12 protein-coding genes are annotated in these 12,993 nt (G+C 50.7%); 4 read left to right on the forward strand and 8 right to left on the reverse strand.

Features of this window, described 5'->3' with window-relative positions; genetic code table 11:
• The 5 genes from G9C99_RS04025 to G9C99_RS04045 form a co-directional block, all read right to left on the reverse strand.
• The gene (locus G9C99_RS04025; RefSeq protein WP_166416133.1) at nucleotides 1-549 is read right to left on the reverse strand and encodes a sarcosine oxidase subunit gamma; all 549 of its coding nucleotides are present in this window, start codon (nucleotides 547-549) and stop codon (nucleotides 1-3) included.
• The gene (locus G9C99_RS04030) at nucleotides 542-3,475 is read right to left on the reverse strand and encodes a sarcosine oxidase subunit alpha family protein (protein ID WP_166416134.1); all 2,934 of its coding nucleotides are present in this window, start codon (nucleotides 3,473-3,475) and stop codon (nucleotides 542-544) included. The genes G9C99_RS04025 and G9C99_RS04030 overlap by 8 nt, the downstream gene beginning before the upstream one ends.
• Nucleotides 3,475-3,747: a sarcosine oxidase subunit delta gene (locus G9C99_RS04035; protein WP_166416135.1), complete on the reverse strand. Its 273-nt coding sequence runs from the start codon at nucleotides 3,745-3,747 to the stop codon at nucleotides 3,475-3,477. Before G9C99_RS04035 ends, G9C99_RS04030 begins: the two co-directional genes overlap by 1 nt.
• Before the next feature lie 11 nt (nucleotides 3,748-3,758).
• Nucleotides 3,759-5,012, reverse strand: coding sequence for a sarcosine oxidase subunit beta family protein (locus G9C99_RS04040; RefSeq protein WP_166416136.1), 1,254 nt, complete (start codon nucleotides 5,010-5,012; stop codon nucleotides 3,759-3,761).
• 175 nt (nucleotides 5,013-5,187) lie between these two features.
• Nucleotides 5,188-6,618, reverse strand: a complete 1,431-nt coding sequence (locus G9C99_RS04045; RefSeq protein WP_166416137.1) for a Glu/Leu/Phe/Val family dehydrogenase — start codon at nucleotides 6,616-6,618, stop codon at nucleotides 5,188-5,190.
• Between the two features lie 346 nt (nucleotides 6,619-6,964).
• Here G9C99_RS04045 and G9C99_RS04050 point away from each other — a divergent pair, with 346 nt between their 5' ends.
• From G9C99_RS04050 to G9C99_RS04060, 3 genes are read left to right on the forward strand one after another with little or no spacing between them, the layout of a single operon-like run.
• Entirely contained in the window at nucleotides 6,965-8,473 is a 1,509-nt protein-coding gene (locus G9C99_RS04050; protein ID WP_166416138.1) for a TadE/TadG family type IV pilus assembly protein, read from the forward strand.
• Nucleotides 8,470-9,006: a TadE/TadG family type IV pilus assembly protein gene (locus G9C99_RS04055; protein ID WP_166416139.1), complete on the forward strand. Its 537-nt coding sequence runs from the start codon at nucleotides 8,470-8,472 to the stop codon at nucleotides 9,004-9,006. Before G9C99_RS04050 ends, G9C99_RS04055 begins: the two co-directional genes overlap by 4 nt.
• A gap of 11 nt (nucleotides 9,007-9,017) precedes the next feature.
• Nucleotides 9,018-9,581 carry a hypothetical protein gene (locus tag G9C99_RS04060; protein WP_166416140.1) on the forward strand — a complete coding sequence of 188 codons (564 nt, stop codon included), beginning with the start codon at nucleotides 9,018-9,020 and terminating at the stop codon, nucleotides 9,579-9,581.
• Here G9C99_RS04060 and G9C99_RS04065 read toward each other — a convergent pair.
• Genes G9C99_RS04065 through G9C99_RS04075 form a run of 3 tightly spaced genes read right to left on the reverse strand, consistent with a single transcriptional unit; the run spans nucleotide 9,578 to nucleotide 11,967 of the window.
• A complete protein-coding gene (locus G9C99_RS04065; protein ID WP_166416141.1) occupies nucleotides 9,578-10,096 on the reverse strand; it encodes a hypothetical protein in 519 nt (172 codons plus the stop codon). The two genes, G9C99_RS04060 and G9C99_RS04065, sit on opposite strands and share 4 nt — an antisense overlap.
• Before the next feature lie 48 nt (nucleotides 10,097-10,144).
• The gene (locus G9C99_RS04070) at nucleotides 10,145-10,996 is read right to left on the reverse strand and encodes a HalD/BesD family halogenase (protein WP_205859821.1); all 852 of its coding nucleotides are present in this window, start codon (nucleotides 10,994-10,996) and stop codon (nucleotides 10,145-10,147) included.
• The gene (locus G9C99_RS04075) at nucleotides 10,996-11,967 is read right to left on the reverse strand and encodes an NAD(P)-dependent oxidoreductase (protein WP_166416308.1); all 972 of its coding nucleotides are present in this window, start codon (nucleotides 11,965-11,967) and stop codon (nucleotides 10,996-10,998) included. The genes G9C99_RS04070 and G9C99_RS04075 overlap by 1 nt, the downstream gene beginning before the upstream one ends.
• Before the next feature lie 117 nt (nucleotides 11,968-12,084).
• On the opposite strand from G9C99_RS04075, the gene G9C99_RS04080 reads away from it, so the two are divergent.
• Complete coding sequence (locus G9C99_RS04080) at nucleotides 12,085-12,984, forward strand: LysR family transcriptional regulator (RefSeq protein WP_166416143.1); 900 nt, start codon at nucleotides 12,085-12,087, stop codon at nucleotides 12,982-12,984.
• The last annotated feature ends 9 nt before the right edge of the window (nucleotides 12,985-12,993 follow it).

Raw genomic sequence — 12,993 nt, forward strand, 5'->3', positions numbered from 1 at the left:
TTAAATCGACAGTGCCGCAACAGATTTCATCGCCGCGTGTAAATCATGCACTGCTGTTTTGGCAAAAGAACGCATCACCATGATGTCAAAGCAATCTGTTCCAACACAGGTTATCGATGCCATCATGTGTTGCAGCTCTGTACGAACCGTATCGCCCTCAGCAAAAACTGAGGACCGCAAATCCACCGGCACCAACCGCGCCAGAACATCCGCACTAGAAGCGCCTTGCAACCGCATTACAGCCCAAGCATCAGACTGATCGGTAACCGCCGCAAGCTGAACCAAATCGTCTGAGACTTTGCCACCCATGACCATCGCCTGACCTTGGCCAAACCAAATAGCGCGCGCACCATCTTTACCGACCGCATGGTTCACAGCGGGATATGCCACACCATGCGTTACCGTGAGTGATGCAGAAACCTCCACTTCCTTTTCAGCGAAAGGCGCAACAGAGGTCAATGCGTCAGGGTGCTGTTCCGTTAGCGTGACATTGCCCGCCGACAGCGGTAACAAAGCAGCACAAGGGGATTTCGCGACAAGATTAACCACGGGTTTTCTCCCCTTCTTGATCCATGAACACCGGATGACAAATTTCGCAAAGCGTTTCGACACCGCGCAATGCATCAACCATTCTGATTTTTTCGCCCATGCGGTTCGGTCCGTTTTTCACAAACCCGAGCGCAAGGTAGCTTTTCATCGTCGGTGAATAGCAAACCGAGGTGATGTACCCCTGATCATTTTCACGCGTCGCTTCTGCACCAACATTGTAGAAATGCGCGCCTGCCATCAGTTTTTGCGACGGCGTTACAGGTTTCAACCCAACAAGCCGATCCCGGTCTTGGGCAACCTGCCCCGGACGCGCAGCAGATGTTTTACCAATGCAGTCTTTCTTGGCAGAAATCATCCGCTCCATCCCAATATCAAAAGCATTGATCCGCCCGTGAATTTCCGAGTGGGTGATGAACCCCTTTTCAATCCGCAACACGTTCAGTGCTTCCATACCGTAGGATCCGCCGTCCAAGGCCTTGGCCTCTTCTAACAACGCAGCATAAAGCGCTTCACCGTAGCGCGATGGAATAGCAACCTCATAGGCATGTTCGCCTGAGAATGAAATTCGGAACAAACGCCCCTGAACACCACCCATCGACACATCACCGCAGGCCATAAACGGCCAGCTGTCGTTGTCGATCTCACTATCCAAAATACGGTTCAACAGAACTCTGGATTTCGGACCAGCAACAGCAAACTGCGCCCATTGCTCGGTAACGGAAATGAACTGCACATCCATATCCGGCACCAAACACTGATGCACAAATTCCAGATGCTTCATGACTTCGCCAGCGCCAGCGGTGGTCGTGGTCATCACATAGTGATTTTCCCCCAGACGCGCCGTTGTGCCGTCATCCATCACAAAACCATCTTCGCGCAACATCAGGCCGTAGCGCACGCGCCCAACCTTTAGCGTTGAGAACATGTTGGTATAAACGAAATCCAGAAACGCACCCGCATCCGGGCCTTGAACGTCGATTTTCCCCAGTGTGGACACATCGGTGATGCCAACATGATTGCGCACCATGTTCACTTCGCGATCTGTGGATTCACGCCAAGTAAGCTCACCTTTTTCAGGATAATAAGACGGACGATACCATAGTCCAGCCTCGATCATTGGCGCACCTGCTTTGACTGTCATGTCATGTGAGGTGATAAAGCGCTGTGGCGCAAACCCTGCCCCGCGTGCGCCTGCGCCCAGTGTAGCCATCGCAACCGGAGTAAACGGCGGACGGAATGTCGTTGTACCCGTTTCAGGAATACCCCGTCCCGTCGCATCAGCCAAAACGGCCAGTGCCCCCACGTTTGAGTTTTTACCCTGATCTGTTGCCATACCCTGCGTTGTATAACGCTTCATATGCTCAACAGATTGGTAATTCTCAGCCGCAGCTTGTTTCACATCCTTAGTGGTCACATCATTCTGAAAATCAAGCCATGCACGGCCTTTTCCAGACACCTGCCAAAGCGGTGCAATGTTATACGCCGCATCTTCGGCTTGGGGTGCGGTAACATCCGCCACCTTTGCATCAACTGCGGCAAGTGCTGTTTTTGCCGCCTCAAGGCCTGATTGCAACGCCCCTGCAGTGGACATAACGCCCTGCGCAGCACCCGCGACTGTCATACCCGGAATTGCCCCGTCTTTGGGCACAAATGATAACAGTTTATCATCCCAAACAGGGCGACCGTTCATGTGGCATGTCAAATGCACAGACGGGTTCCACCCACCGGACATCGCGAGACAATCCGCCGAAATGGTCTGCATCCCCGCGTTTGTGCGCACGGTTATTTGCTTCAGGCCAAGGCGACCCTTCGTGTCAATCACTTCGGCACCGGTCAGGATAGGGAAATCCCCGCTTGGACCACTATCAGGGCGACTATCGATCAAAGCCGCAACTTCAACACCAGCAGCAGCCAGATCGCGCGCTGTGCGATGAGCATCGTCATTGTTGCCAAACACAGCAACCCGTTTGCCCGGCGCAACACCCCAGCGGTTTAGATAAGACCGCACAGCGCTCGCGGTCATAATACCCGGACGGTCATTCATCGGAAACGCAACTGGACGCTCAAGCGCACCAGCCGCCAAAACCGATTGTTTCGCCGAAATACGCCAAAACACCTCAAGCGGTGCATCGGCATGCGCGCCGCGCAAATGCCCTGACACACGTTCAACCGCACCATATGTGCCCTGATCATACGCCCCAACAATGCTTGTCCGCTTCATCAGACGCACATTGTCCATCGCAGACAGTTCCGCAATGACGTCGTCCACCCAAAGATGACCGGGCTTGCCGTCAACGTCTTCGACTTCGGACAAAAGGCGCCCGCCAAATCGACTGTCGTCTTCCGCCAGAATAACATCAGCACCAGAACGTGCCGCTGTCAAAGCCGCCATCAAACCGGCAGGACCAGACCCAATGACCAAGACGTCGCAAAACGCATAGGCCTTTTCGTTCATGTCCTCATCATGCAACCCAGACAAAGCCCCAAGGCCAGCGGCACGACGGATAATGGGTTCGTACAGTTTTTCCCAAAACGCCCGAGGCCACATAAAGGTTTTATAGTAAAATCCCGCGGACAAGAAATTGGAGAACATATCGTTCACCGACATCACATCGCGTTCAAGGTTTGGCCAATTGTTCTGACTGCGCACCTCAAGACCTGAAAAGATTTCTTGGGCGGTTGCGCGCACATTCGGAGTTTGCCGCGCGCCGGAATGCAGTGTCATCAACGCATTTGGCTCTTCCGACCCAGCTGTCAGTGGCCCACGTGGACGGTGGTATTTAAAACTCCGCGCCATAAGACGCACATCGTTGGCAAGCAATGCAGAGGCGATGGTGTCGCCTTCAAACCCATTGTAGCTTTTGCCATCAAAACTAAAGCTGATCTGTTTATCGCGGTTGATCAGACCTTTTCCAGTGACGCGCATTATTTCGTCGCTTTCTTCACATCAGAGGCCAAAGCCGTGGAAAGGACTTCGTGGGTCACAGTGTTACGTTCAACAACAATCCACGCTGAGCACCCCAATTCGTGCTGCCATAGATCTTTCGTCACGCCAGCTGGGTTGTCGCGTAGGTACAGATAGTCGTCCCACGCGTCGGTTCCAGCATCTGGTGCGGGCCGATTTAAGGCAATTGCATCGCCCTTATAATAAAATTCGCGTCTGTCGCGTTCCCCACACAGGGGGCAAGTGAGTCTCATGTCATTTTCCCTTAGTGTAGATTGTGTTGGCTGCCTTTGCCTTCCTCATCCAGGATATCAACCCCGGTGCGGAAACGGTCTAGGCGGAATTTCTTGGCTACGTCATGTGGGCGACCTGTGGCCAACAAATGGGCAAAACAATCACCCGATGCAGGCACAGCTTTGAACCCGCCATAGTTCCAACCACAATCCACATACAGACCATCGATGTCTGTTTTATCAATGATCGGGGAACCATCCGGGGTCATATCCATAATACCACCCCAAGACCGCAGCATCTTTGCTTTGCCAATCATTGGCATAAGCGCCATGCCCGCCTCGATCACATGTTCTGCGGTAGAAAGGTTTCCGCGGCTGGCATAGGACGCGTAGAAATCAAGATCACCGCCAAACACGAGACCACCTTTATCAGACTGGCTGATGTAAAAGTGTCCCATACCGTAGGTGACAACATGATCTAGGCAAGGCTTCAAACCCTCAGTCACGAAGGCTTGCAAAATGTTGCTTTCGATCGGAAGACGCATACCCGCCATCGCGGCAACCTGGCCTGAACGACCAGCCGCGACCATACCAACCTTCTTCGCTTTGATCGGACCTTTGGTGGTTTGCACACCCGTTACAGCGCCATTTTCGATGTCAATGCCGGTAACTTCACAGTTTTGGATAATATCAACGCCGCGCTGGTCCGCCCCACGTGCATAGCCCCAAGCCACCGCATCATGGCGCGCTGTGCCGCCTCGTTTATGGTAAAGGCCACCATAGATAGGAAACCGCGTCTGTTCAAAATCAAGGAACGGCACCTGTTCACGAACACCTTCGCGATCAAGCAAAATTGCGTCATCGCCTTGGCTGATCATCATGTTCCCACGGCGCGCCGCTGCATCACGTTGACCATCGGAATGGAAAAGATTGATAATCCCACGCTGCGAATGCATCGCGTTAAAGTTCAAATCGCCTTCCATTTTCTCCCACAACTTCAGCGAGTGGCTGTAGAATTGGGAGTTTCCATCGAGAAAATAGTTAGCACGCACAATCGTTGTGTTTCGCCCAACATTACCGCCCCCGATATAACCCTTTTCCAAGACCGCAACATTGGCGTTCCCGTAAACGGCTGCAAGATGGTAGGCCGTAGACAACCCGTGTCCACCCCCACCAATAATAATGATGTCGTATTCTTTCTTAGGTTCCGGGCTACGCCAATGGGGCGTCCAGCCTTTATTTCCGGTAAGACCGTTCTTCAAAACCTGCCATGCGGAAAATCGCATTTGATATCTCCCTACTGTCCGGCGAACATTGGCCGTGACCGAGTAGATATTCAATGCCTACTGTTTATTTCCGCGTCGGTTTTCGACAAAAACATGTCATTATGCGACTATTTTTGTCGCTAAACCGAAAAGAGGATCGCCCCTCCAGCCCATTTTTCTGGAAGGGCGAAGAAGATCAGAGACCTTTTGCGCGATAACTTGACGCAACTTTATCAATCGCAACCAGATATGCGGCAGTCCGCAGATCTGTCACATCATCACGATTGTGCCAAACGGCGCGCATAGACTGATATGCAATCCGCATTGTGTCATCCAAACCAGAGCGCACCAATTCAAGCTCGCCTGCGCCTTTAAGATATTTATCCTTAAAGCCAGGAGATAACTTCCAACCATTTCCTGTGCTTGCAGCCAATTCTTCTAGCTCATCCACAACCAATTGATGGCGTGCTTCTTCTTGACGGCGTTGCATCCGGCCAAACCGAATGTGGCTAAGGTTTTTCACCCATTCGAAATAGGAAACTGTCACACCACCAGCGTTGGCATACATATCTGGAATAATGACACATCCCTTTTCGCGAAGAATTTCGTCAGCCCCAGCAGTCACTGGACCGTTCGCAGCTTCGATGATCAAAGGCGCTTGAATTTGCGCAGCATTTCCAAGGTTAATAACACCTTCCAAGGCCGCCGGGATCAGAATGTCACATTCGACCTCAAGCAACGTAGACCCATCTTCGGCGTATTGCCCGTGAGGATATCCTTTGACGCCACCATGTTTGGCCAACCAAGCACGTAGCTCTTCGATATTGATACCATTCGGATCATAGATGCCACCGTCGCGTTCAATAACGGCAACGATCTTTGAACCGTCTTCTTCAGATAGGAATTTGGCGGCATGAAAACCCACATTTCCGAGGCCCTGAACAACAACACGCTTGCCATCCAACGTGCCATCGAGGCCCGCCTTAGCAATATCTTCGGGATAACGGAAAAACTCCTGAAGCGCATATTGCACGCCGCGCCCAGTTGCCTCGACACGTCCAGCAATACCGCCGGCGTTCAATGGTTTACCCGTCACACAAGCTTTGGAGTTAATATCCGTCGTATTCATCCGCGCGTACTGGTCAGCAATCCAAGCCATCTCGCGTTCACCTGTGCCCATGTCTGGGGCAGGCACGTTTTGTGACGGATGAATTAAATCGCGCTTCACCAATTCATAGGCGAAACGGCGTGTAATCAATTCGAGCTCATGCTCGTCATACTCACGTGGATCGATACAAAGGCCACCCTTTGAACCACCAAATGGTGCCTCAACCAACGCACATTTATAGGTCATCAAAGCAGCAAGCGCTTCTACTTCGTCTTGATTTACACCCATTGAGTAACGAATACCGCCCTTAACAGGTTCCATATGTTCAGAATGAACAGAGCGATATCCCGTAAAGGTTTGGATTTGGCCGCGTAGGCGCACCCCAAATCTCACGGTGTAGGTCGCGTTACACACCCGAATTTTTTCTTCTAGACCCGGGGGCAAATCCATAAGTGCAACCGCGCGGTTGAACATGATGTCAACGGACTCGCGAAAACTGGGTTCTTGAATTGGCGTCATTTCTTAACTCTCCACTCTCCCAAAGATAGCTATGGGAATCATTTTGCCCCACAACTCAACTGCGACAATATGACGGATTGGTAAACCTAAGCCAGTTCAATTGGAGAAAAGCTTCGATTTCGTCATTTATCGCTCAAGCCAGTCACAGGCGGTCTCGAAAAATTAATCAATTGTTGATGAAGAGCGGCTAATCTCTAATTATCGCCCCTTATTTTCATACAAATAATGCTAAATTTGCGCATTCAAGTCACAAGTGTGCCTCATTTTCGCCATGTCCTCTTCATTAGATATGCCTTGATCTCTTGAGTCCAAATTTAAGGATTCGACATTAGGTAAGGTAAAAGTGATGACACGCGACAGCAAAACCAAAGGACTTGACGGCGCTACGCATCGTTCTGCATCCGGCAGAAGAAACCGTGGTTTCGTCACTTCATTCGCCAAAGATGAAGACGGTAGCATTATCATCTTCTCCCTTTATATGTTTATTTTAATGGTCATGATCGGCGGTATCGCTGTTGATGTTATGCGCTTTGAATCACGGCGCGCACAGCTTCAAAATACGCTAGATCGCGCGATCTTGGCTGCGGCAGATTTGGATCAAACGCTTGATCCTGAATCCGTGGTTGAAGATTATTTCGACAAAGCAGGTCTTTCAGATTACTTGACCAATGTTACAGTTGATCAGGGTTTGGCACATCGCACAGTTTCTGCGACCTCTTCTACACCGGTAAACACAATGTTTATGGGATTGTTGGGCGTTGATGAGCTCACTGCGCCAGCCCAAGGTACAGCCGAAGAGCGCAAAGCCAATGTCGAAATTTCGATGGTTCTGGACATTTCAGGATCGATGGGCCGCAATAACAAAATTCAGTTACTACGTGACTCAGCATCGGAATTTGTGGAATCCGTTATTGGCACCAATAACGAAGGATTAACATCTGTTTCGCTTATCCCCTACACCGCACAGGTGAATGCAGGATCAGCCTTGTTTAATCAGATTGTGGATCCCAACGCCTACCGCGTACCAAATCACAGCTATTCCCACTGTATTGAATTTGAAACCGCTGACTTCAATCAGACTGGATTAGATTTTTCAAGCGCACGTCGTGGCAACAATCGTACAGCACCTGTTTCTGGCGCTTCGACACAATATTTTACATACGAACAAGGCCAACACTTCGAATGGAGCAGCAGCTCTTCGCGCCCAATCAGAAACCCAGGTTGTCCTGACGAAAGCTACGAAGAAATTGTGACCTTTAGTGAAGATATCTCAGACCTTCAGGATACAATCGGTCAGTATCGCGCACGTGCAAATACAGCTATCCACATTGGCATGAAGTGGGGTACAATCCTGCTCGACCCGACAACAAATGGTGTTATTCGCCAAATGGTCGCGGCGAACCAAGTTGATGACGCTTTTGAAAATCGTCCTGCGGCATGGAACGACACCGAAACACTGAAAGTTGTGGTCCTGATGACCGATGGTGAGAACGTAAGCACCTATCGCATCCGCAATTCATACTACAACAGCACCAGCGAATACGCCCATTGGAACCAGTATTCCCTTTGGAACTACCTGTATAGATACGTGTCTTCATACAACCGCTCGCGCTACTATGAGCTTCGCTATACCTCTTCACAGGCTGACAGCATGCTCTCAAACATATGCGACGCGGCGAAAGACAACAATATCACTGTTTTCACAATCGGCTTTGAGGTTGGAAACCATGGTGCAAACGTGATGCGGAACTGCGCGTCCTCTCCATCCCACTTCTTCCGTGTAGAAGGTTTGGAAATTGGCGAAGCCTTCAATTCCATCGCTCGTCAGATTAACCAGCTGAGGTTGACACAATGACCCATATTATTAGTAAGTTCACCCATTGGCTCCGCAAAGAAGATGACGGCAACTCCACCATCGAATTTGCACTGTTCTTTCCAATGTTCATCGTGCTTTTCATTTCTGCCTTTGAGGCCGGGCTGTTATCGATCCGGGGCATCTTGATCGAACGTGCGTTGGACATCGCAGTACGTGACTTGCGCTTAGGAACATGGACTCCACCGACCCATACCGCGCTTCGCCAACGGGTTTGCGACAATGCAATCGGCATTCCCCAGTGTATGGATACACTGCTTTTGGAAATGCAGCCTGTTTCAACCGAAAGCTGGGATTTGCTGAGCAATAATGCGCAATGTGTGGACCGTTCGCAGACAGTATTACCTGCGACCACATTTGACGGCGGACATGAAAATAACATCATGCTGGTCCGTGCCTGCGCTGTCTTTTCACCGATCTTTCCTCAGATTGGCTTAGGCTATCACATCCAGAAAGATTCAACCGGCGGATATGCAGTGATTGCGTCCTCTGCCTTTGTGAACGAACCGAGGTAATGGAAATGCAGATGTCATACAAAATGTCCCGCCTGCGCAGTAAACTCCGCAGCTTCGCACAAGATACCGACGCGGCGATCGCAATCGAAGCCATAATCGTTCTTCCCTTTATGATTTGGGCCTATGTCGGAATGTTCATCTTCTTTGATGCCTTCCGCGCTGAGGCCACAAACATCAAGGCGGCCTATACAATCAGTGACGCGCTGTCTCGGGAAACAAACCCCATCGACACAGCCTACATGGAAGGCCTCGAAGATGTGTTTTCATTCCTTGTCCACGGAAATGACACAACCTCACTACGCCTGACCGAAGTTATGTGGAGTGACACAAGCAATCGCTACGAAGTGATTTGGTCACACGCCACAGATTCCCGTCAGACATGGAACACTGCGTCAGTTCAGGAAATCAAAGATCATTTCCCGACACTTACAAACGGGGAACGCCTGATCGTAGTTGAAACAAGCATGATGTATTCGCCAGCGTTCAATGTCGGTCTAGACGAGTTTGAGTTTCAAAACCTCGTTGTGACCAGCCCGCGCTTTGCGCCACAGCTCTGCTGGGGAACAACCTGCTAAGCTGAAAGATCGCTATCACGCTGCGCAACAAGTAGGGTCAAAATCTCAGCCATTGATTTGCCCTGCCCCGCCGCAGTAACGCCACCGATCCCGACGCTTCGGCCAAAAGACCACCACATACCCGGCGCCCATCCCATGGGTTGCCGGGTTTTCATTTTGATCGCAAAGCCATGCGAAGGTTTAAACGCAAGAAAACCACGCGCGACACTTTCGACATCGGCTACATTAAAAACAACGCGTCCATCGCTCGTGGTGAGAGAAGTTGGCGTTAAGGATAAGACGAGCCCGGTTGCATAATGAAGCCGAGCAGCAATCCAAAGAACGCTAAGCCCAAAAGCAATCATAAATATCTGCCAACCTATTGTCGCCGGAGGCTGTGCCAATGCGAGATAGACAACAAGCCCCCCTAGGATCAATAAGGTCATCATCCCAAATGTGCGACGCACACCAGACGCATTTAATGTGCAAATAACTTCATCGTCAGCGTATTCGGTTTCTTGGGACTGCTCGGGCATTGGGTTCTCCTTTGCCTTGTCATAGAAGCCCGCCAGCAAAACGTCTAGTCAATCGAGGTAATCGTCCGCGCGCAGGCCCGCGCGTTCATAGTGCACAGGCAAAACCCGACCATACAGTTGCTTGGTGCGCTCTGGGCTGCCGCACATTCCGCGCTCGGACACATAAGAAAAAATAGCGACATGGCGCGCGCGATCACCGGTTAACGGCGCAACCCGGTGCAAGCTATATCGTCCTTGGAACAATTGGAGATCGCCCGGTTCCAGATGTAACACTTTAATCTTGTCCGAGGTGCCATCCAATACGCGACGCACTTCGTCAAAGTTTTCTCCACCCTGACCTTGGTTGCGGATCATGGGGGCATATTCAAATGCTCCGCCGCCTTTCGCGTTCTGTAGCGCCAGTGTCACGGTGAAATTGTTAGTGTCAAAGTGCCAAGGAAACCCATTCCCTTCCTTCGCCGTGTTCACAATCACATCCGCCAGCGGGTCGTCATACCGAAAAAAGCGATCTTCAGACTCCCCAAGGCATTCGCGGACGAAATCGTCAAACCCTTCGAAATCATGGATTTGGCGCAACGCTCCATCAGGACTAAAATTATCAGCGGGTACAAACGCATTGGAACGATCATAAAACTGCCGAACAGGATGATCCAATGGCAATGTTTCATCGTCTTGCGAGAAATACACATTTGTGCGGTTGTAACTACGGTGACCTTTATGTGCGACGCTCTCTGCTTCGGTCGCCGTGGCGCGTATGCCATCAACAGTCAGAAAGTTCTTTAAAACCGCACACCCATCACGCCCCAATTGTTCTTGAACTTTGGTGAGAAGCGCAGCGTAAGCCGCGCTTTCCTTTTTGTGGATAGGATAGAGAGCAAGGTTAATATTGCCCTCCCCCATCATTCTGCCGCAATCCGGTCAGCCTTTGGGTTGATTTCATACCCCGGCTCTTCGGGTTCATCATCTGTCATTTCCGGTGGGAACCCTGGTGCACGAATATCAAGACCTGTCGCATCTTCGAGACGACGGATAATGTTTGGTGACAATTCACGCGAACCATATTTTTCGATACCATCTTTGAAGATTTTGATCATCAATGGATTCATCTCAAGCGGAACATTTGCCCGATCTGCAACGCTTTGAAAGAGGCTAATATCCTTAAGCACCAGATCCATAGTGAAGGAAATATCGCGAGAACCATTCAAGATCACTTGGCTTTCGGTTTCATGCACAAAGCTATTGCCAGATGAAATTCGAATAGCTTCATACGCAGTCGCAAGGTCCATTCCAGCTGCACCCGAAACGGTCAGCGCCTCAGCCACAGAAATAAGGTTAGCTGTCGCGAGATAGTTCGTAACAACCTTTAGAACTGAAGCAGAACCAAGATCGCCCGTGTGTAAAACACGACGTCCCATTGTGGTCAGAAACGGCAAAATGCGATCAAAGGTTTCGCGATCACAGCCCGCGAAAATAGCGATATTGCCTGTATCCGCGCGGTGGCAACCACCGGAAACTGGACAATCAACGGCGGCGCCACCAAGTGCGTGAACTTTTTCGGCCAGGCGCTTTACTTCAGCTTCATCCGTGGTGGACATTTCCATCCAGATTTTGCCGGGACCCATTGCCTTCAGGATACCATTTTCGCCTTCCATGACTGCGGCAGACGCGGCGGGTGACGGCAAACAGGTGATCACGGCATCGCAATCGCGCATCAATTGCTCTGGGCTTTCGCCTTTCGCTGCGCCCAGCGCGACAAAACTGTCCATGAGTTCTTCGTTCAAATCAAGAACTGTGATATTCACGCCATTGCGCAGCAGACTTCCTGACAGTTTACCGCCAACGTTGCCAAGCCCGATAAAGCCTACCTTCAAATCCGTTCCCATGGGTGTTCCTTTCAAATTTCGGTGGTTTACCAAGAGCTACCTTGACCTTTTTCAAAATTGAAATGAATAATAAGCCAACCTGTCCTAAAGAAAATTTGTAACAGAATGGCTGATCTTCCCAATCTTGTGTGGCTGCGGGCGTTTGAGGCGTCCGCCCGACTGCGCAGTTTTACAGCAGCCGCAACCGAACTTGGCCTCACCCAAGCCGCGATCAGCCATCAAGTGCGAAGCCTTGAGAAAAGCTTTGGCGTATTACTGTTTACTCGGCGTTCGCGCACTCTTGAGCTTACGGAATTGGGGCATGCATATTATCCATCAATTTCCCAAGCAATCGACGACATTGCTTTTTCAACACGTGGGCTTTTGGGGCCAAGCCGAACAAAGACCATCACTTTACGCGCTCCGATTTCCACAGCGGTCTTATGGATCGCACCAAAACTAGGCGCGTTTCACGCTGCGAACCCCGCGATAAATATCCGTCTTATTTCAGCGATCTGGGCGGATTCCACGGAAGAAGGGGATATTGATGTCGATCTACGCCTAGGGCCGAGCAGTTGGTTCGGACGACGCGCACATTTGCTAGCCGAAGAATCCGTTATTCCCGTGTGTGCAGCGCATCAAGCGCATCGTATTCACACAGTAGACGCCTTATTTGAACAGGAATTGATACACATCCACGGTTTTCAGGATCACTGGCTCAGACTGTCGAGAAATCACGGCATCGACATTTCAAACAAACCCCAGGCTTTATTTGTCGACACCTCATTGGCCGCGATTGAGCTGGCCGCAAGTGGCGCCGGTGTTGCAATGATGATGAAACGTTATGCGGATGGCCCGCTGAAACGTGTGCAGTTGGTACAAGCCTTGGATTTGGAATTAGAGATGGGCCAAGGGCACTACCTTATGCCTACCGCTGGCCCCAACCAACATAGCGTTGAGGCCGCATTGGTCCGGGACTGGGTTGTCGGGCTGTTTCAAACACCGCGCACAGATGCTGTTCTCTGATCCACACAT

This window comes from Cochlodiniinecator piscidefendens, assembly GCF_011326755.1.
Taxonomy (GTDB): domain Bacteria; phylum Pseudomonadota; class Alphaproteobacteria; order Rhodobacterales; family Rhodobacteraceae; genus Cochlodiniinecator; species Cochlodiniinecator piscidefendens.

Excerpts from the sequence above, each read along its gene's own strand:
- G9C99_RS04080 (WP_166416143.1), top strand. The coding sequence starts at position 12,085 with ATGGCTGATCTTCCCAATCTTGTGTGGCTGCGGGCGTTTGAGGCGTCC.
- G9C99_RS04070 (WP_205859821.1), bottom strand. The coding sequence starts at position 10,996 with ATGGGGGAGGGCAATATTAACCTTGCTCTCTATCCTATCCACAAAAAG.
- G9C99_RS04055 (WP_166416139.1), top strand. The coding sequence starts at position 8,470 with ATGACCCATATTATTAGTAAGTTCACCCATTGGCTCCGCAAAGAAGAT.
- G9C99_RS04065 (WP_166416141.1), bottom strand. The coding sequence starts at position 10,096 with ATGCCCGAGCAGTCCCAAGAAACCGAATACGCTGACGATGAAGTTATT.
- G9C99_RS04035 (WP_166416135.1), bottom strand. The coding sequence starts at position 3,747 with ATGAGACTCACTTGCCCCCTGTGTGGGGAACGCGACAGACGCGAATTT.
- G9C99_RS04060 (WP_166416140.1), top strand. The coding sequence starts at position 9,018 with ATGTCATACAAAATGTCCCGCCTGCGCAGTAAACTCCGCAGCTTCGCA.
- G9C99_RS04045 (WP_166416137.1), bottom strand. The coding sequence starts at position 6,618 with ATGACGCCAATTCAAGAACCCAGTTTTCGCGAGTCCGTTGACATCATG.
- G9C99_RS04050 (WP_166416138.1), top strand. The coding sequence starts at position 6,965 with ATGACACGCGACAGCAAAACCAAAGGACTTGACGGCGCTACGCATCGT.
- G9C99_RS04030 (WP_166416134.1), bottom strand. The coding sequence starts at position 3,475 with ATGCGCGTCACTGGAAAAGGTCTGATCAACCGCGATAAACAGATCAGC.
- G9C99_RS04040 (WP_166416136.1), bottom strand. The coding sequence starts at position 5,012 with ATGCGATTTTCCGCATGGCAGGTTTTGAAGAACGGTCTTACCGGAAAT.